The organism is Amycolatopsis sp. lyj-84 (genome assembly GCF_046549075.1).
Lineage (GTDB): Bacteria > Actinomycetota > Actinomycetes > Mycobacteriales > Pseudonocardiaceae > Amycolatopsis.
On the sequence record NZ_JAJPWO010000005.1, the window covers coordinates 212,962 to 231,718 of the forward strand.

General features: G+C 67.1%; 15 protein-coding genes. 7 read left to right on the forward strand and 8 right to left on the reverse strand.

Annotation, left to right across the window (positions count from 1 at the left end; genetic code table 11):
* The first annotated feature begins 14 nt into the window (after positions 1–14).
* Complete coding sequence (locus ACLJRM_RS17965; protein WP_410663656.1) at positions 15–881, forward strand: TetR/AcrR family transcriptional regulator; 867 nt, start codon at positions 15–17, stop codon at positions 879–881.
* A 255-nt stretch (positions 882–1,136) separates the two neighbouring features.
* Here ACLJRM_RS17965 and ACLJRM_RS17970 read toward each other — a convergent pair whose 3' ends face one another.
* Together ACLJRM_RS17970 and ACLJRM_RS17975 are read right to left on the reverse strand one after the other, a co-directional pair.
* Positions 1,137–1,370 carry a DUF397 domain-containing protein gene (locus ACLJRM_RS17970; RefSeq protein WP_410663657.1) on the reverse strand — a complete coding sequence of 78 codons (234 nt, stop codon included), beginning with the start codon at positions 1,368–1,370 and terminating at the stop codon, positions 1,137–1,139.
* Entirely contained in the window at positions 1,360–2,229 is an 870-nt protein-coding gene (locus ACLJRM_RS17975) for a DUF5753 domain-containing protein (protein WP_410663658.1), read from the reverse strand. The genes ACLJRM_RS17970 and ACLJRM_RS17975 overlap by 11 nt, the downstream gene beginning before the upstream one ends.
* Before the next feature lie 228 nt (positions 2,230–2,457).
* Here ACLJRM_RS17975 and ACLJRM_RS17980 point away from each other — a divergent pair, with 228 nt between their 5' ends.
* Positions 2,458–3,615, forward strand: coding sequence for a HesA/MoeB/ThiF family protein (locus ACLJRM_RS17980; protein ID WP_410663659.1), 1,158 nt, complete (start codon positions 2,458–2,460; stop codon positions 3,613–3,615).
* Here the strand turns inward: ACLJRM_RS17980 and ACLJRM_RS17985 are convergent, their stop codons facing one another.
* Positions 3,616–4,542: a helix-turn-helix domain-containing protein gene (locus ACLJRM_RS17985; RefSeq protein ID WP_410663660.1), complete on the reverse strand. Its 927-nt coding sequence runs from the start codon at positions 4,540–4,542 to the stop codon at positions 3,616–3,618. It lies immediately after the preceding gene.
* Between the two features lie 507 nt (positions 4,543–5,049).
* Between ACLJRM_RS17985 and ACLJRM_RS17990 the strand changes: the two genes are divergently transcribed.
* A complete protein-coding gene (locus tag ACLJRM_RS17990; protein WP_101608003.1) occupies positions 5,050–6,183 on the forward strand; it encodes an SWIM zinc finger family protein in 1,134 nt (377 codons plus the stop codon).
* On the opposite strand, the gene ACLJRM_RS17995 is transcribed toward ACLJRM_RS17990, so the two are convergent.
* Entirely contained in the window at positions 6,166–8,613 is a 2,448-nt protein-coding gene (locus tag ACLJRM_RS17995; protein ID WP_410663661.1) for a DUF6493 family protein, read from the reverse strand. The two genes, ACLJRM_RS17990 and ACLJRM_RS17995, sit on opposite strands and share 18 nt — an antisense overlap.
* Before the next feature lie 117 nt (positions 8,614–8,730).
* Complete coding sequence (locus ACLJRM_RS18000) at positions 8,731–9,567, reverse strand: NAD(P)-dependent oxidoreductase (RefSeq protein ID WP_410663662.1); 837 nt, start codon at positions 9,565–9,567, stop codon at positions 8,731–8,733.
* A 52-nt stretch (positions 9,568–9,619) separates the two neighbouring features.
* Here ACLJRM_RS18000 and ACLJRM_RS18005 point away from each other — a divergent pair, with 52 nt between their 5' ends.
* Complete coding sequence (locus ACLJRM_RS18005) at positions 9,620–9,979, forward strand: MerR family transcriptional regulator (RefSeq protein ID WP_410663663.1); 360 nt, start codon at positions 9,620–9,622, stop codon at positions 9,977–9,979.
* A gap of 1 nt (position 9,980) precedes the next feature.
* Positions 9,981–10,409 carry a hypothetical protein gene (locus ACLJRM_RS18010; RefSeq protein WP_101607994.1) on the forward strand — a complete coding sequence of 143 codons (429 nt, stop codon included), beginning with the start codon at positions 9,981–9,983 and terminating at the stop codon, positions 10,407–10,409.
* 58 nt (positions 10,410–10,467) lie between these two features.
* Here the strand turns inward: ACLJRM_RS18010 and ACLJRM_RS18015 are convergent, their stop codons facing one another.
* On the reverse strand, positions 10,468–11,457 hold the full coding sequence (locus ACLJRM_RS18015; RefSeq protein ID WP_101607993.1) for a malate dehydrogenase: 990 nt from the start codon (positions 11,455–11,457) through the stop codon (positions 10,468–10,470).
* A 458-nt stretch (positions 11,458–11,915) separates the two neighbouring features.
* Here ACLJRM_RS18015 and ACLJRM_RS18020 point away from each other — a divergent pair, with 458 nt between their 5' ends.
* Together ACLJRM_RS18020 and ACLJRM_RS18025 are read left to right on the forward strand one after the other, a co-directional pair.
* The gene (locus ACLJRM_RS18020; RefSeq protein WP_168214328.1) at positions 11,916–12,557 is read left to right on the forward strand and encodes a DUF4360 domain-containing protein; all 642 of its coding nucleotides are present in this window, start codon (positions 11,916–11,918) and stop codon (positions 12,555–12,557) included.
* 279 nt (positions 12,558–12,836) lie between these two features.
* Entirely contained in the window at positions 12,837–13,481 is a 645-nt protein-coding gene (locus ACLJRM_RS18025) for a DUF4360 domain-containing protein (protein WP_101607992.1), read from the forward strand.
* A gap of 44 nt (positions 13,482–13,525) precedes the next feature.
* On the opposite strand, the gene ACLJRM_RS18030 is transcribed toward ACLJRM_RS18025, so the two are convergent.
* Positions 13,526–15,613 carry an FUSC family protein gene (locus tag ACLJRM_RS18030; protein ID WP_410663664.1) on the reverse strand — a complete coding sequence of 696 codons (2,088 nt, stop codon included), beginning with the start codon at positions 15,611–15,613 and terminating at the stop codon, positions 13,526–13,528.
* Positions 15,610–18,693, reverse strand: a complete 3,084-nt coding sequence (locus ACLJRM_RS18035) for a GH92 family glycosyl hydrolase (RefSeq protein WP_410663665.1) — start codon at positions 18,691–18,693, stop codon at positions 15,610–15,612. The genes ACLJRM_RS18030 and ACLJRM_RS18035 overlap by 4 nt, the downstream gene beginning before the upstream one ends.
* Between the last annotated feature and the right edge of the window lie 64 nt (positions 18,694–18,757).

Here is an 18,757-nt window from a genome sequence, read left to right on the forward strand (position 1 = left end):
TCAAGGGAGTAGTGGTGGCGAAAGACGACGCGCAGCCGGATCCGGAGCGCGCGATCGAGCTGCTGTGGGGAGCGCCCGAGCCGGATCGGCCGGGGTTGAGCCTCGGCCGGATCGTCACGGCGGCGGTCGAGGTCGCGGACGCCGAAGGGCTTGCCGCGCTGTCGATGCGCAAGGTCGCGGAACGGTTCGGTACCACCACGATGTCGCTCTACCGGTACGTTCCCGGCAAGGCGGAACTGGTGGAACTCATGCGGGACGCCGTGTACGGCGAGTTCCCGATGGAGCCTTCGGAGGGTCTCGGCTGGCGGGAGGGTCTCGAACGCTGGTCGCGGCGAGCATGGGGGATCCACCAGCGGCACCCGTGGCTGGTCCACAGCGCCGGGACCAGGCGGCTGCCCGGTCCGAACATCATGGCCGGCTACGACCACGCCCTCGACGTCGCGTCACGCAGTGGTCTGGCGCCCGCGGAGGTGATCGCGGTGGTGAACCTGGTGGGCGGATTCGTCGAGTCCGTCGCTCGTCAGGCAGCGGATACCGTGGAGCTCCAGCGGCGCACGGGTGTGTCCCATGAGCGCTGGTGGAGCGAGCGCGAGTCCTTGTTCGAGCGCCTCAACGGCTACCCGGCCTTGGAGCGGCTGTGGAAGAGCGGGGGGATGGATACCCCGCTCGACCCCTTCGAGTTCGGGCTGCGCAGCACTCTCGACGGTGTCCAAGCGCTGGTCGAAGGCAGGGCGAGTGAGGTAACGCGTGACGAAACCAGGGGAGGGGAGTGCGTCATGTGCGGCAAGCCTCTGGACGGGGGAGTGCGAGGCAGGCCGCGGGACTACTGCTCGAGGGCTTGTCAGCAACGTGCGTATCGCCAACGTCAGGCACAGTCTTGACGCTGTTCCGCGCGGCCGATCCAGTCGAGACGGCCGGAGTGATGTGTGGGAGTGTGGCTGTGGGGTGATGGTGCCCTTCGCTTCGTCTGACGTGGCGAAGGACGCCTTCGGTCCATGGTCGGTGGCGAGTCGCGTGGTTTCCAGTGACGGGAAGTGGCGGATCGGACGACCCGGTGGATCGTGAGCGCCACACCATCTTTGCCGTACCCCGCAAAGAAAGGTGGTCCGCTCCGGCCGGAGCGGACCACCTTGGGGTCAGGCGAGCAGGTTATCGAATTCGCCGCTCTTGGCGCCAAGTACGAACGCTCGCATTTCATGTCGTTCGAATACGAGGATCGGGCTCTGCTCGCCGAGTTTCGAGTCTCGCACGCCCACAAATCCGGGGACGGTGTTGTTGACCTCGACGCAGCCGGACGTGCCGGCACTGTAGCTCGACTTCCACCAGCCGGTCAGGCCGACGAGAGTGGGTCGAGACGTATCATTGATCATTGACTTCCCTTGCCAATTTTTGGATGAAATCCCGTGTCCGCCCAGGGTTTTCCGCTTGTGCCTGGAGGCGTTCGAACGTTTTCCGAAATCGAATCAGGTCTTCCCTGTCCTCGTAATAGAGACCTTCACGTCGATTCTCGACATAAACAGTTCCGGGATCCCCGCCAAATTCAGGAGGGTAGTCCAAGAGCACGAACATGCCGTCCGAGGCGCCATGGGCCCCTGCGGCGAAGGGGAGGATCTGGACGTCGATATTCGGTCGTTCGGACAAATCCATCAAGTGTTGCAACTGGTCGCGCATGACTTTCGGGCCACCTGTCTGGCGATGCAGGACACTCTCGTCCAATATCGACCAGATATGCGGCGCGTCTTCGGGGCGATTCACTATCTCCTGTCGCGCCATCCGCAGTTCGACCATGGTGGCGAGTTCGGCCTCACTGTTCCATCGGCGACCCTCTCGGATGACCGCGTGGGCGTAATCGCGAGTCTGGAACAGTCCGGGCAGTACGACCAGGTCAACCGTGCTGATCCGGGCGGCGCCGGTCTCCAGGCCCAGGTACAGGTTGAACCATTCGTACACCCCCTGATCGAACTTGATCCACCAGTCCCGGCCGCGTTTCGCCCGCCTTGTCAGGTCGCGGAAGAACGATGCCCGTTCTGGTACTCCGTAAAAATCGAGCAGAATTTCGAGGTCGGCAGGCGCCGGCAGGTTCCGCGAGGTCTCGATGTGCGCGATGACCGTCGTGGCCTTGCCGATGCGCTCGGCCGCAGCCGCTCTGTCGTAGCCGGCGGCTTCCCGGAGGCGCTTCATCTCGAGCGCGATCCAGCGCTTGACCGCCGTGGGGTTCAGCGTGCCCACGAAGTCACCACCTCCCCAGCTTCATCACGGAGGGTGACCCCCAGGATCACCCGCTTAGTCTAGAAACGACTATAGACGACCACAATGTAGAGTTCTACATTTGGGGTATCTACAAATGCTGAGTTTACATTGTGGAGGTGGAACCGCCGGTAGGTGGGTCGGCGGGAGACGCGGCTCTGTCGGGGGAGAGGGGGTGGTTGGTGATGATCGAGATCGTGATGGTGGAGCGTGCTGACGCGATTCGCCACGTTTACAGCGGAGACAACGGTTGACCGAGGAGGGGTTCCGGTGCGTCCACGTATCAAAGACGAGCATCGACCGGTCCGCTTCGGCGACGGCTGGATCCGGATCGGCGGGGAAGTCTTCGGCATAGCCGCCGAACTGAGAGACACCGATGGTGTCGTGTGGGCGTTGCTGGACCTTCTCGACGGAACGCGAACGATCAGCCAGGTCGTCGCCGACCTGGCTGATCGAATCCCGGCTTCCTGTCCTGAAAAGGCCACTGCCGCCATCGAGACGTTGATCGAACGCGGCTACGTCGAAGACGCCGACGAGCCGGCGTGTATCGCGTTGACCGCGCGACAACTCGAGCGTCACTCGAGAGGCCGGTCGCTCTACCGGTGGATCGATCTGACGCGAAGAAGTTCGAGCTGGGACTTCCAGGTTTCCCTGGCCCGGGCGCGGGTGGTGCTGGTCGGCGTGGGTGGCGTCGGGTGCACGGCCGCCCTGGGCCTGGTCATGTCAGGGGTGGGGCGGTTGCACTGCGTCGAACCGGACGTGGTCGAGCTCTCGAACCTCAGCAGGCAGATTCTCTATACCGAGCAGCATCTCGGCCTGCTGAAGGTGGACGTGGCCGTGGACAGGCTGCGTGCGGCCAATTCGGACGTCAAAGTCACGGGGGAGCCGACGCGGATCGAGAGCGTCGCGTCGCTGCGGAGACTTGCCGCCGATTGTGACGTCTTGATCATGACCGCCGACCATCCTCCGGAACTCCGGACGTGGACGAATCAAGCGTGCGCGTCGACCGGAACGCCCTGGGTTTACGGGGGATATCACGGCCCGCAGGTCAATCTGGGCATCTACCGTCCCGGGGCGGGACCGTGCTACGAGTGCGCTCGTCTCGCCGAGCAGGATCGCGACGCCCAGCGGCCGCCGCTGGCGACGTGGAGACCCGCGGCGACCCTCCCGGCGCACGCGGCCAACGCGGTGACGGCCGGTGTCGCGGGCAACCTGGTCGCGCACGCGGTGATGCGCTTGATCACGAACGCGCCGAAGCTCGCGCTGAACAGTCAGTACGGTTTCAGTCTCGCCACCATGGACCACAGTTTCATCACCAGCTTGGAAGAGCCGCACGCGGAGTGTCGAACGTGTCGGACCGCGGTGTGATCAGGACTCGTCGCTCAGACGCCTGGTCACACTCTGGATCAGCTGGGCCGCTTCGTCGCCGGCCACGGCTTCGGCTTGCAGCTGGCTGAACATGTGCTCGTATACGGCGATCTCGCCCGGATCCATGATCAGGTGCTCGCTGGCGAACATCTCCACGATGACGAGGTCGGAATCGTGGATTCTGAAGCCGTGTAGCGGCGCGATCGGCATGGCGGTGCTGAAGGGCATGATCCGCAGGTCGACCGTGCGTAGGCCGACGAGCGAGCGAAGTCTGTCCAGCTGGCCGAGTTGCGTCTCGAGATCGCCTATCCGGATCCACAAAGCGGCCTCGCCGATGACTATCGGCATGGCTCTGCCCGGCTCGTACAGCTGAGACTGTCGTTCTATCCGGACGGCCACCATGTGCTCGACATCGGCGTCGGAGGCGCCGCCGGTGCTCGCGGGGCCAGAGGGGAGTGCGAGCAGCTCACGCATGAAACCCGGCGTCTGCACGAGGCCAGGAAGCAATGCCGGCTGAAACGTGGCGACGCGGGAGGCCTGCCGCTCCAGCTCGCGGACCGATCGTTGTCGTGCGGTGGCCCCGCCGGACTTCCGGAACTCTTGGCGAAACGATACTGATTCCACGCGGGCACGCTTGAGTAGCTCGGTGACGACGTCTTCCTCGGTGACGGCGTCGGCAGCGGCGAGCCATCTCGTGACGTCTTCGCCGGTCGGGAATTGCGCCGCGGTCTCTATCTTGGACACCCGCGATTGGGGCCAGCCCAAGGTCTTGGCGAATTGGTTGCCGGACAGTCCGGTGGTGGCCCGGATCTCGCGAAGCTTCGTGGCGAGCCGGGCGCGGTCGGAACCAGGGTGGGGCGACGACGTGGGCATGAGCTTCTTTCGCAGGGTCGAGGCGGGCGGAGCTGTCGCTCGAAGCATGATCATGCTACCCCCAGATAGCACTAGATCGCGAATAGTACACGGATAGCCGCTTCAAGTGCGAATAGTCTGCGAATAGCATGAGGTGATCGGGTGAGGGGCAAGCCGAGCAGAGGGAGTCCGATGTTCGCCAACTGGATACAGATCGCCGAACTCGCGTTGTTGCCACTGGGGCTGGCAATCGGCTTCGGGGCCGGGCGGGTTTCCCGTCGGGACGAGCGCGCTTCGTTTGGGGGAGGGGTCGCGACCGGGCATCGCGGCCTGGCTCCGGAGCTGTCGCATGATGCCTTCTTTGTGGCAGGGGAGTCGGACCCGTTCGCCGGGCGGAGATCGGCCCGGTAGACCCAAAGGCCGGGGGGAGGGCGGCGGCAGACCTCGGACGGCAATCCCGGGGTCTGCCGTTGACTTAAAGTGTATAACGCCCTATACATCTCGGCAAAGAACAAGATCAATTTCAAACGGGACCGGTCAAAACCCGCAAAGAGTGTCAGGGCCTCTGGCTAGGGTGGCCCGGTGATCACCGAGATCTTGCTGGAGCCGGTTGAAGAAGACGTCCGGGTACCAGTGCTTTTCGACGGTTTCGTCGAACCCGGGGCGCAGGCGGCGCAAGCTCTGCTGGTCCTGGGGAAAGTCGCGCGCACGCGGTTCTGGATGCCACCGTCGATGGTGAACCGGCTCATCGCCGAGTCCGATCCGGTGTTCACCGCGGACCGGACGACGCTGCGCGCGGAGGCGTTTTCGCCGTGCTGTGGCGTCTACGCCAGGCTCGATGTGCTGGAAGCGGGCGAGCTCGGTGAGGGATGTACCAATGTGGACCTGTCCGAGGCGACGAGGACGGTGCTGGCCGGGGTGGTGGCGCAAGATCCGTTGCACCTGACCGTTCGTGGGGACGGAATCCACCTCCGCACTCTCGACGGGCAGAACGACGAGTCGCTCGTGCCACTGCCGGATCGCTGGGTGGCGGGCTTCGCCGAGGTCGCCGCTGTAACGGCGGGCGCGGTGAAGAAGGCGGAGCTGGACAAGCTCGAAGCGCGCGCCTTTCTGCGGAGGCTGCCCACCGCCGTCGGGAAGTCGTGGGCGGTGGCGTCCGGCCGTGGACTCCGGTTGACCTCGCGAGCGGGCCAGGACTCGATACCGGCGTCCGGGCTGCATCGGCTCCGGATCGTCGAGCCGCTGATCCGGTTCGCCCAAGGCCTGACCGTCTACACGCGGCCGGGCAGTGAGGTCGCGAGCTGGGTGCTCGAGCTGGAGCGGGCGCGGCTGATCGTGACGCTGTCCCCTGAACCGTCTCGCGGCTTCTCCGGTGAGGGCGGCTGGCTGAACTCGCTGGCGGCCGGCCTCGAAGCGACGGAGCTCGTCACGGGCCGCGCCGGTCACGACGTCGTCGACGGCACGTGGTTCTCGCGCGAGCTCCCGAGCGGGCGTGGCCCGGAGAACCGGCGGCTGGCGAAGGCCCGTGAACTCGTTGCTGCCGGAGCCGTCCGGTCGTTGCCGGACGGCGGCTACGAGATCGCTCGCGCCGGGTCGGTGCAGCGTGTGCGGCTCTCGCCGCCCGGGTGCACCTGTGCCTGGTGGGCCAAGCACCAGGAGAATCGCGGTCCGTGTTCACACGTGCTGGCGGCCCGGATGTCAGCGGTTGAGGCGTGATGCCGCCTTCGCTGCCTTCGAACTGCCCTCGAACCCCGCCAGCCATTCCTTCGTTTCGGCGCTGATCGCGCCTGCTCCACGTTCCACCAGGTCCGCGGCGAGTTCCAGCAGCGCGAAGAGGCCCCGGTGGGAAGGTTCCAAGGCGGGCAGCAAAGTGTCCAGAGTGGACAGTACGGCGATCGGGTGTTCGTTCGCGATGATCGAGAGCCGGGGTGCCAGCCTCGTCGGAATGAGGTGGGGACCGAGCACTCCCAGTGCTTCGCCGAGCGCGCGAGGGCCGAGCATCCGCTGGTCCAACAGGGTCAGCGCGGCGTCCGTGCCCAGCTGGGAGGCTGTCGGGCGTTTCAGCACGAGCGTGGTGGCGATGAGCATCGTGCCGGGGAATCCCGGTATCGACGGGCTGTCGAGGAATGGGGGCAGTACGGCCTTCTCGACGGGATAGCCGACTTCGACGTCGTTGAAGAACAGGTTCCCGGCGACCGCGGCTTCCAAGTAGTCGCGGTCGTACGGCGAGGACACCGCCTCGTGGCATTCGGTGAAGCCGAGCCACTCGGGATCCGGGCCGTCGTAAAGCACGCCTAGCCAGGGAGCCTTCGGTGAGACGGCTTCCGGGGTTTCGTCGAGGTCCAGTGAGTTCAGGCCGTATGCGTTGGGGCCGACCTTCGCCGACCAGGTCATCGGCGGTCCGGGTTCACCGCCCAAGGCGGCGGCGGGGTCTGCGGATTCCGGGTGTCGTGCGCGGGCCGCGGCGAGAGCGGTCCAACCGGTTTCGGAGATCGGAGGCCCGCCGAGGGCGTAGCGGATGTGGTCGGCGTGCGGTCCGGTGAGCGCGTCGGCGTGCGCGAGTGCTTCGGTCCGGGTGTCCGGGGCGAGCCGGAGCAGTGCGTCGGCGACGTCGTCCTCGGGTGCTTCGGGGTGTTCGAGCATGCGGGAGACGAAGACGACCGGGTCGAGCCAGCCGCCTTGGTGGGTGGCCGCGGAGACGGGCACGGCGGTGCCCTCCAGCAGGGCGGTGACCCGGTGGTGGAGTGGTCGGCGCCAGCCGTCGACCTGGGGCGGGTGGGCGACGTCGCGGCCGCTGAGGCCGAGGATGAGGGTGGCGAGCAGTTTGGGGACAGCCGCGCTGTATTTCTCGTTCGTGATCTTGGTGGCGCGTTTGACCAGCGGTTTGAGGGCGTCCTTGAGTTCGGCGGCGACGCGGTGGGTGCCGTCGAGGACGGCCAGGAGAAGGTCGGCCTGGTCGGGGTCGGCGAGGAGGGAGGAGAGGGCTTCCGCGACCGCGGCCGGGGTGTCCGGGATTTGGAGCGGGATGGTGAGCGTCTCGCGCTGGTGCCAGGGCGGTCGCAGGGGTTCCGGGTACTCGACGGTCTCGATGACGGCCGGTGTGTCCGGGGTGACGCCGAGTCTGGCGGTGGCGAGGGCGCGGACGTCGGAGGCTTCGTGGGTGAGCGCCGCTTCGAAGACTTCGTCGGCGAGGCCGGTCAGTTCGGGTTGCCGGTCGGCGATGCGGCCGGCGAGCTTGAGTGCGAGTTTGGCGGTGGCGGCGCCGCGTCCGGCCGCTGCCGCGGGGAGGTGCCGGAGGGCGACTTCGCCGTCGAGCGTGCCTTGTTTGTCCACTAGGGACAGTGCCTTGACGGCGAAGGAGACGGTGCGGGGGAGGCCGCTTCCGCACAGCCGGGCGTAGCGGCTCTGCGCTGTCGTGCGCTCGTCGGGAGTGGGTTCGAAGGCCTCGTGGAGCGCCGCGTACCACTGGGCGCGGAAGGCGGCGAAGTCGCGGGCGAGGATGTCGAGGGTGAGGTCGAAGAGCCGGGTTCGGTCGAGTTCGCCGGTTCCGGTCATTTCGAGCAGTGCGGTGGACCACTTGTCCTCGTCGCGGACGTATTTGTCGAAGGCGGCGAAGCTGGCGTCTCCGTTGCCTTCGGTCGCGAGCAGTTCCCAGAGTTCGGTGAGTGCTTCGGGTTCGGTGCGGAGGCGTTCGGCCAAGGACTGCCCGCGGAAGCGTCCGGCCCAGCGGAACCAGCCGGCGTGGTAGTCGGCGGTCTTGATGGGTTCGAGGTCGCCGTCGAGGATCATGCGGCGGATCGCTTCCCAGGCGGTTTGGTGGCCGATCATGCGGAGGGCGATCGTCTTGCGTTCGGCGAGTGAGCGGTCTTGGAGGACGCGTTCGAGGATCGTGGGTGAGGCGATCCAGAGTTTGCGCAGCAGGGGATCGCTCGCCGGGAGGATGGCCCAGAGGGCGGTCGCGGCTTGCTGTCCCTTGAGCGGGTTTCGGGCGCCGTAGGTGTTGGGCTCGACCTCGATGAACTCGCTGCTGTCCTTGAACGCGGCCAGGAGGTCGGGGAGCAAGGCCTTCCGCTCGGCTTGGGAGAGCTCGAGGGTCCGGGTGAGGACTTCTGACGGTTGGCCGGTGAGGAGCGCGTTCAGCTGCACTCGGTCAATTTAGCGTTCGGTGGTGCCGCGCCGTTGTGGGTCTCGTGAGTGGTAAGGGCGGTTAGAACCGTCCTTACCACTCACGAGGTCAGGGATCACGGCGCGGCAGTTCCGGCCCTAGAGTGCGGCGAGCCTGCCGAATCCCTCGGATCCGTGGCCGGCGTCGATCGCTCGCCCCACCTGGGTTCGGGCCGCGGTGAGAACGCCGTTGTCGAGGTTTCGCGCCCGGATCGCCTCGAGGATGTGGTCCATAGTGGCCGCTGTGGACTCGAGTGTGCCGTAGTCGCCGGGGTAGTGGTCCGCGGTGACCTGGGCGGCGAGCAGGTCGATCATGTCGGGGAAGAAGCCGAGCATCGCCTTGGCGTGTCCGGCGATGGCGTCGGCGCCGATGTTCTCCGCCTTGGCGAGCGCGAACATGTGGATCACCCCGCTCATCGAGGTCCAGAGCATGTCCTGCAGGGAGGCGTCGAACGCGGCCGCGCGGCCGGGGTCCTCGCCGAGGTGGTTCGCGTTCTCGCCGAGCGCGGCCAGTGTGCCGCGGTGCTTCTCGTAGACGTCTGCCGGGCCGCTGTAGAACAGGGTGGCTTCCGGCCCTCCGATGGCTTCGGTGGTCGCGACGATCACGCCGTCGAGGTAGTCGACTCCGTGGTCCGCCGCCCAGGAAGCCATCTCGCGGGCTTGCCGCGGTGAGCCGCCGCTGAGGTTGACCAGAGTGCGGCCTTTGAGCGCGTCGGTGTCGAGAATGGACTCGGCCACCTCGTAGTCCCGGACGCAGACGACTACGAGACGACTGGCTGCGATCGCCTCGTCGGCGGTCGCGGCGACGGCTGCGGCGAGCCCGTTTTCCTTGCCGGGGGTGCGATTCCACACGGTGGTGGGGTGGCCGGCGGTGATGAAAGCGGCGGCGAGAGCGTGGCCCATGGGGCCGAGTCCGAGGACGGTCACGGAGGTCATGGCGGCTAAGCTAAACCTTGACATTGACGTCAGAGTCAAGTCCGGGGGGCGGATGCGGATCGGGGAACTCGCGCGGCGGAGTGGCGTCAGCGAACGCGCGCTGCGGTACTACGAGGCACAAGGTTTGCTGACGCCGGAGCGGCGGCCGAGCGGTTATCGCGTGTACGGCGAGGCCGACGTGGCGGCGGTGCGGCGGATCAGGATCCTGCTCGCGGCCGGGTTGAACACCGCGCAGATCCTGGAGATCCTGCCGTGCATCGTCGACGAGGACGGCTGGCTGACGCCGGATTGCCCGGAGCTCGTCGACGCTTTGCGGCAGCAGCGGAACCGGATCGATGAGGCGATCGGCGAGCTGGAGATCACTCGTGCGAACCTCGACACGATCATCGGCGCGGATCAGCGGGTGAGGTGACATGAACACGGTGCCGGGTGCGGTCCGGTCGTCCCGGGCGTTGCTGTTCGCGGTGGCGGTGAGCCATCTGGTGATTCCGCTGGTGATGTGGGCGAACGAGGCGGCGTTGCGCGCGGAGATCGCGGCGCGGTACCCGGGTTTCGGGCAGGCCGAGGTCGACCGTTCGGCTGCGGTCGCGATCGAGTCCGGGGCCGTGTTCCACGGGATCCTGCTGGTGCTGTGCGTGGTTCCGGCGTGGAAGCTCGCGACGGGGCGCCGCTGGACGCGGCGGCTGACCACGGCCACGCAGCTGCTTTCGGTGGTGTTCAGCGTGTTCTCGTGGACGTCTTCATCGATGTTCCACGCGGTGATCCCGGTCGTCGTCCTCGCCCAGGTGGTGCTGGTCGCGCTGTTGTGGGTGCCCCGGCCCGCGCGGGACTTCTTCGCCTGACGAACGAAAAGGCGGCCGTGTCCTCGGGACACGGCCGCCTTTCGCGGGTTGTTCAGGCTCAGATGAGGCCGAGCTTCTTCACCGCGTCGCGCTCTTCGGCCAGCTCGTTGACCGAAGCGTCGATGCGGGCGCGCGAGAAGTCGTCGATCTCCAGGCCCTGGACGATCTTGTACTCGCCGTTCGCGGCGGTGACCGGGAACGAGGAGATCAGGCCCTCCGGGACACCGTAGGAGCCGTCGGACACGACCGCCGCCGAGGTCCAGTCACCCTCGGGGGTGCCGTTGACCCAGGTGTGGACGTGGTCGATCGCCGCGGAGGCGGCCGACGCCGCGGAGGACAGGCCACGGGCCTCGATGATCGCCGCGCCGCGCTTGGCGACGGTCGGGATGAAGTTCTCGGTCAGCCACTCCTGGTCGGTGATGACCTCGGTCGCGGCCTTGCCGGACACCTCGGCGTGCGCGATCGACGGGTACTGGGTCGCGGAGTGGTTGCCCCAGATCGCGACCTTCTTCAGCTCGGTCACCGGTACGCCCAGCTTCTTCGACAGCTGCGCGAGGGCGCGGTTGTGGTCGAGGCGGGTCATCGCGGTGAAGCGGTCGGCCGGGACGTCGGGCGCGTGCGCCTGCGCGATGAGAGCGTTGGTGTTCGCGGGGTTGCCGACCACGAGGACCTTGATGTCGCTCGCCGCGCCGGCGTTGATGGCCTCACCCTGCGGCTTGAAGATGCCACCGTTGGCCTCGAGCAGGTCGCCGCGCTCCATGCCCTTGGCGCGGGGACGGGCGCCGACCAGCAGGGCGACGTTCGCGCCCTCGAAGGCCTGCTTCGGGTCGTCGAAGATGTCGATGCCCGCCAGCAGCGAGAACGCACCGTCTTCGAGCTCCATCGCGGTGCCCTCAGCCGCCTTGACCGCCTGCGGGATCTCCAGGAGCCGCAGCTTCACCGGGGTGTCCGGGCCGAGCAGCTGACCGGACGCGATGCGGAAGAGCAGCGCGTAGCCGATCTGGCCGGCCGCACCGGTGACGGTGACGTTGACAGGGGCTTGGGTCATTGCGGTTCTCCAGCTTGAGGCGACATCGACTTGTACCGCGATGCTAGTCCTGTCCCGAGTCGCCGTTCGGGTGCGTCCAGTCACCTTTGTCTTGATCGATGCCGCTACCGGTCGAGTTCGCGGTGAGGCGTGACACAGGCCATGCGCCGGAACCGTGTCGGACGTGGCAACCGGGAGCTCGCGGCGGGGGTCGCGAGCCGATCGCGGTTTGTCTCTCCGGAATCGTCAACACCGACTCCGGGGAACACATTTCCATATCGTGCGAACCGAATGGTGTTTTCCGGGCCGATGGTGTTTTCATCGACCTCGGAAAACGGTTACAGGCCCATAAGACAATTTCATGAACCGATTGCCAGTACGGTTGCGTCCGATCGGCGGGCGGCACCATGATGATCGTTTCGCTAACATGAGTCCGCCCAGTTCCCCGCCCCCCGTGTGGAAGTTTTGGGAAGGACCCCATGCTCACCGCAGTGGTTGCCGCCGTATCGCTTTTCTCATCGATAATAACACCGAATAGCTTGGCGCCTCCTCCTGGACCGCCGCCGGACCGCGTCACCATCGACGTGATCACCGTCAATGGTTCCGGCTGCCCGCCCGGTTCGTCCGCGGTCGCCGTCGCCAAGGACAACAGCGCTTTCACGGTGACCTACAGTGAATACACCGCCCAGGTCGGCGTCGGCGCGAAGCCCACCGACTTCCGGAAGAACTGCCAGCTCAACCTCAATATCCACGTACCGCAGGGATTCACCTACGGTATCGCCAGCGCCGACTACCGCGGTTTCGCCTCGCTCGAATCGGGCTCCAAGGCGCTGCAGCGGGCGAATTACTACTTCCAGGGAAATTCGCCGACAGCGCAGGTGAGTCACCCCGTCAACGGTCCACTGTCGGACAACTGGCAGTTCCGCGACGAGGCCGAGGGCGGCGTCATCATCTACAAGCCGTGCGGCGAGGACCGCAATCTCAACGTGAACACGGAACTGCGGGTCGGGGCCGGAACTTCGGATCCGAAGAAGACCACCAGTTTCATCACGATGGACTCGACCGACGGCGGGTTCAGGACCACCTATCACTTCTCGTGGAAGACCTGCCCGACCGCCTGACATCGTCTCCAGGGTGACGGCCTGCTTCCCTGCCCGGAAGAAGGCCGTCCCACCCATGCCTGGTCAGGGCCTTGGCCATCCTGACGAGGACTTCGCGGCTCGTCGTCGCCCCACCTGGCGGCGACGGGTCTTCTCGACGACCCCTTTTCCGCGGTCACCGCGATATCCGGGTGGCCGGAACCGTTTTCGTCCGATCGGCGGGCGGCCCGGAAACGATCGTCTCCGCTAACATCGAATCCCCCCAGTTCCCCGCCGTGTGGAAGTTTTGGGAAGGATCCCATGCTCAATGCGCTGGTTGCTGCCGTAACGCTTTTCTCCTCGGTTGTCACACCGAATGGCTGGGTGCCGCCCCTGCTGCCGTCCGACAAGATAGTAATCGACGTCGTGACGGTCAACGGAACCGGATGCAGACCGGGTACCTCGGCTGTTTCCGTGTCACCGGACAACACCGCATTCACGGTGACCTACAGTGAATACACCGCCCAGGTCGGCGTCGGTGCCAAACCGACCGATCTGCGCAAGAACTGTCAGCTCAACCTCTACGTTCACGTACCGCAGGGATTCACCTACGGTATCGCGAGCGCGGACTACCGCGGTTTCGCCTCGCTGGCCGCGGGTGCCACCGGAATCGAACGAGCCAACTATTACTTCCAGGGCAATTCCCCGACATCCTACGTCAACCACAACCTGAAAGGACCGTTCGAAGACAACTGGCAGTTCACCGACGACATCGAAGTCGGTGCCATCGTCTACAAGCCCTGCGGTGAGGACCGGAACTTCAACATCAACACGGAATTGCGGGCCGCGGTCGGCACTTCCGATCCGAAGAAGACCACCAGCTTCGTCACCATGGACTCGACCGACGGTGCCATCAAGACCACCTACCACTTCTCCTGGAAACCCTGTCCCAAACCCAAGAACTGATCCCTGAGGTGGCGGCCTTCTTCGAACTTCGACGAAGGAGGCCGTCACCCTTTCCCGGACGGCGCCGGATCGGTGGCTTCGACCCCGAATACGCGACCCAGCGCGATCACCGTCTCGTCGAGATGCCCGAGACTGGTGAGGACCGAACGCGCCTGCGGATCGTCGATCCGGTCCGCCACCGGTGTGCCGTCGTCCCGGACCAGCGTCCCGTGCCCGGAACCGCCGGGTGCGCCGATCGCCTTCCCCAGCACCGCGATGTTCGCCCGGATCCGCCCGGTGTACAGCATCAGCCGATCCGCCTCGTTCACCAGCAGCCCGGCCTGCGACCGTGCCGCGACGTGCCGGGCGCGGAACGCGATCGTCTCCACTGTCGTCAGCACGTGCCAGCCGTAGTCACGCCGGCTGCTCAGGTTCACCGGATGGGTGAGCGGCTCGATCGTCGTGCGGACCTTGTCCACCGCCCGGTCCAGATCACGCGACTTCTCGATGACACTGACGTTCTCCGCGCCGGACAACAGGCCCGCGGCCTTCTGGACGAACTCGTCCAGCTCGTCCAGCAACGCCGAGACGTCGTCCAGCATCACCGCACGGGTGCGCACCGGCACGATCACCACCGCCGCGAGCACACCCGCCGCCGCGCCCACCGCGGTCTCCGCGACCCGGATCCACAGCACCTCGAGGCTGAACGTCCCCAGCAGGCTGTAGAGCAGCCCGAGCATGCTGGTGATGAAGAACGCCATGATCACCTGCGACACCCGCGCCATGTAGACCATGCCGAACACGCACACCAGGATCAGCGCCAGCGTCGCGGGCACACTGCCCGACACCAGCAGCGTCAGCACCAGCCCGCCCACGATGCCGATCAGCGTCCCGCCGAGCCGCCGGACGCCCTTCACGAACGTCGCGCCCGCGGTCGACGAGCCGATGAACACCACGAACACCGTCAGCACCGCCCAGTACCACCGCTGACTCGACACCAGCTCCCCGCCGAGGACGGCGAGCCCGCTGCCCACCACGGCCTGGATCGCGCTGCGGGTCTGGTTGTCGTAGGCGAACGCCGCCGACTTCTCCTCGTCGGGATCCTCGGGATCACCCCCGGCGTCGGAGACGTCGTGCTCGGCGACCCGCTGCGCACGTACGTCGGCCAGCGCGAGTTCGGCGATGGCCCGGCGGACCCCGTCGCCGGGCGCGGCGTGCTCGTCGATCCGGCTGCCTTCCACCAGCATCTTGCTGAACTCTTCGGTCTCGCTGATCAGCGGCAGTTCCCGTGGATCACGTTCGATCAGCGACCGGAACCGCCGCATCCGCGCGATCAGGTCGTCCCGGACGTCGTCGTCGAGATCCTCGGCGCAGGTGCGTTGCACGGTGATCGTCAGCCATTGCACCGCCAGCTCGACCTCGATCGCGCGGCGCCGGAGCCGGTTGGCCGAGTCCGCGCCGGTGACCTCGGGCGCGGTGTCCTCGATGAGCAGCACGGACTCGTGCATACGGGCGTTCGTCGTGCGGAGCCGCTTGCGGGTGCGCTCGCTGCCGCCGACCGCGAGATGGTCTTCGGCGGCCCGCACCACCGCGGCGAGCCTTGCCCGGAACGCCCGCCGGATCCGGAGGAACTCCGCGTCGGTGCGCCGGCGTAGCAGGAGGAACCGGACCACCGCGTTGGCGGCGATCCCGATGGTCAGCGCGAGCAGCAGCACCGGCACCTGCTTCAGGTGGGTCTGCAGGAACATCGCGAAGAAGAACAGGAAGAACGACAGCGATCCCAGCGCGATCCCGCGCGAACCGAACCGCTGCGCGTAGACCGCGACGAAGATCAGCAGCACGAACACGATGCTGTCCAGTGGCGGCACCGCCGAACCGACACTGGCCGCGGTGAGCGATGCCGCGCCGAGCAGCAGCCCCAGCACCAGCGTCACCGCCTGCTGTCCCGGGGTCGTGTCGTTGACGGTGAAGGCGGATGTCATCGCGGCGATCGCGGCGACGAGTGTGACCGTGAGCGGCTGGTGGAACGGCAGGATGGCCAGCACCGCGACGATGATGCTGAGGACGGCCGAGAAGCCGAGCCGGAGCCGGACCAGGCCGGGATCGGAGGCGACCAGACGGTCGGTCGTGGCCTGGGTGATGCGGGCGATCATCGGGCGAGCAGCTCTCCTTGGGCGAGGGTGACCCGCCTGGCGGTGGACGAGGTGACACGGAGACGGTAACGGGCGTACTTCGCCGGCTCTGCGAGGGCGAACGGCCGCGTCTGGCGGCGCCATCGGAACACCTCGCCCTCACGCTGGTCCAGCAGCGCCCAGCGCTCGCCGTCGTCGGACCCCTCCAGCACCCACGAGCGCGGATCACCCCGGCGGCTTCCCGAGGTCAGCGTGTACATCACGACCTCGCGCGCGGAGCCGTCCGTGGGGAAGTCGATGACCGGTTCGCGGGAGGGGAAGGTGATCTCGGTCTTGGTGGTGTCGTCGAACAGTGCGCCCGAGCCCACCGTGATGTCCGCGAGCGGGCGCGGGTCGGCCGGTTCGGCGGGGGACCGGCCCCAGTCCGACGGCCGCTCGCCCATGGTGAATTCCAGCACCGCGCCGTCGGCCAGTGCCGAATGCGGGAGCGTGCTGCTCTCGTGCGGACGTCCGTCGATCGTCAGCCCGTGGACGTAGACGGTGTCCGCGGTGTTGCCGGGCGCCTCGACGACCAGGTCCTTCCCGTTCTCCAGGTGGACGGTCGCCTTCGTGAACAGCGGCGACCCGATCGCGTACTCGGGGCTGCCCATCGCCAGCGGGTAGAACCCGAGCGCGCCGAAGATGTACCAGGCGGACATCTCGCCGTTGTCCTCGTCGCCCGGATAACCCTGGCCGAGGTCACCGCCGACGTAGAGCCGCCGCAGGACCTCCCGCACGATCCGCTGCGTCTTCGACGGCGCACCGGCGTGGTTGTAGATGAAGGGGATGTGATGCGACGGCTGGTTGGAATGCCCGTACTGTCCCATCCGGACGTCGCGGGCCTCGGTCATCTCGTGGATCAGCCCGCCGTACGACCCTGGTTTCCGGCCGGTCTCCGGGGTCGCGAAGAACGTGTCCAGTTTGGACTCCAGCGCTTCGGTGCCGCCGTGCAGCGCGGCGAGCCCGGCACCGTCGTGGGGGACGGAGAAGGCGGTGTTCCAGGAGTTCGTCTCGGTGAAGTCGCCGCCCCACGCCTCCGGGTCGTAGCCCTCGGCGGCGAAGTGACGGCTGCCGTCGCGGTTGCGGCCCTGGAAGAACCCGATCAGGTGATCGAAGTGGTTCGCGTACTGCTGCGAGCGCTGCCGGAAGTACGCGGCGTCGTCCAGGCGGCCGAGCTCATCGGCGAGATTGGCCAGGCCGAAGTCGTTGACGCAGCCTTCCAGCGCCCACGACAGGCCCTCGTGGACGGATGTCGGCGTGAACCCGAGGAAGATCGACTCGTGCAGGCCCTTCCGGCCGACGCTCTGCCCCCGCGGCGTCACCGTCGCGTTCTTCAACGCCGCTTCGTAGGCGGTCTCGACGTCGAACCCGCGCACACCCTTGAGGTAGGCGTCGGCGAACGCGACGTCGGAACTGGTCCCGGTCATCAGGTTGGCGTACCCGGGGGAGGACCAGCGCGAGATCCAGCCGCCTTCGCGGTACTGCTGGACGAAACCGTCGATCATCCGCCCGCACCGGCCGGGTGTGAGCAGGGCGTACGCGGGCCACGTGGTCCGATAGGTGTCCCAGAAGCCGTTGTTGACGTACATCTCGCCGTCCACGACCTTCGCGGCGGTCCTGGTGCGGGTGCTGGGACGGAGACGCCGGATGACCGGGCTCGCGTGGCGGACACCGTCCGGGGTGTCCTCGTGCGCGGAGTTCGGATACAGGAACAGGCGGTAGAGGTTGGAGTAGAACGTGTCGCGCTGGTCCTCGGTGGCGCCCTCGATCTCGACGCGGTCCAGCACCTCGGCCCACCGCGCGCGGGCCTGATCGCGGACCTGCTCGAAGCTCGTTCCGGCGGGGATCTCGAGTTCGAGGTTCCGCTTCGCCTGCGCGAGGCTGATCAGCGACGTCGCGATCCGCATCGTCACCTCACCCGCCGCGAACTCCAGGAACCCGGTCACCGTGCGCCAGGCCGGGCGCCGGATCTTCCCGCCGCGTTCGGCCGGGACGTCGAACTCGGCGTGGACGAACATCCGCTTCGCCCCGGTCGACAGCCTGCTGCGGACCCAGGTGTGACCGGTGACCACGCCGTTCGCCGCGTCCAGCCGCAACCCGCCCCGGTTGCGGGCGTTGTCGAACAGCAGCCAGCCGCGGTCACCCGGGAAGGTGAACCGGAACAGGGCCGCGTGATCCGCCGGGGCGATGTCGGTGGTGACGTCGTTGGCGAACCGGACACCGTAATGATGCGGCCGGTCGATTTCGTCGTCGTGGGAGAACGCGAGCGCGCGGCGGGACCGGTCCGGCTCGACCGGGCCGATTCCCGGCATCACCTGGAAGGTGTGCCGGTCGCCCATCCACGGGCTCGGCTGATGCGACAGCGCGAACGCCTGCAGCGCCGGACGGTTGGCGGCGTCGTTGTGCCGGTGGTAGCTGTAGAGCCAGTTGGTGACGCCCGCGTCGGTGACCGGGGTCCAGAAGTTGAAGCCGTGCGGGACGGCCGTCGCGGGGAAGTTGTTGCCCCGCGAGAACTTGTCGCTGGAATGCGTGCCGCGGGTGGTGCGGACGTGGTCGACCGGGTCGCGGATCTCGGCCACGCGCTCGGTGACCCGGACGTCGTCCAGCCAGCCCGCGCTTTCGCCGTCCGGTGGCGCGCTGACCAGGACGATCCTGGCGATCCGCCGTCCGGCGAACTCACCCAGCCCGCGCCGCACCAGGTTCCACTGATCGACGTACAGCGTCTTGTCCAGGCCCTGCTTCTCGGCGCTGAACCCGGCGCATGTCCCGTCGGCGAACTCGACGTCCAGCGCCACGAACGTGCTGCGATAGCTGGGGACCGCGTCGGTCTCGGCCTCGGGGAAGACCACATAGGACAGTTCGGTGTTGCCGGTGACCTCGACGTCCACTTCGAACACCGTCGCGCGCAGCGAGTTTTCGTAGCGGAGGGCGCGTGTGCCGGTGAACCCGACGCCCGGCTTCGCCGTCGGCGACGACCGTGGCCCGGTGCCGACGCGCAAGGCCGGATCCACCGGCTGCGGATCACCCGTTTCGAAGGAGGAGAAGAACCCGGTGATCGTCACCAGGCCACCGTAACTCGCCCCCGGGAGCACGGCTCGGTGTGACCACGCCGTCGCAAGTAGAGGA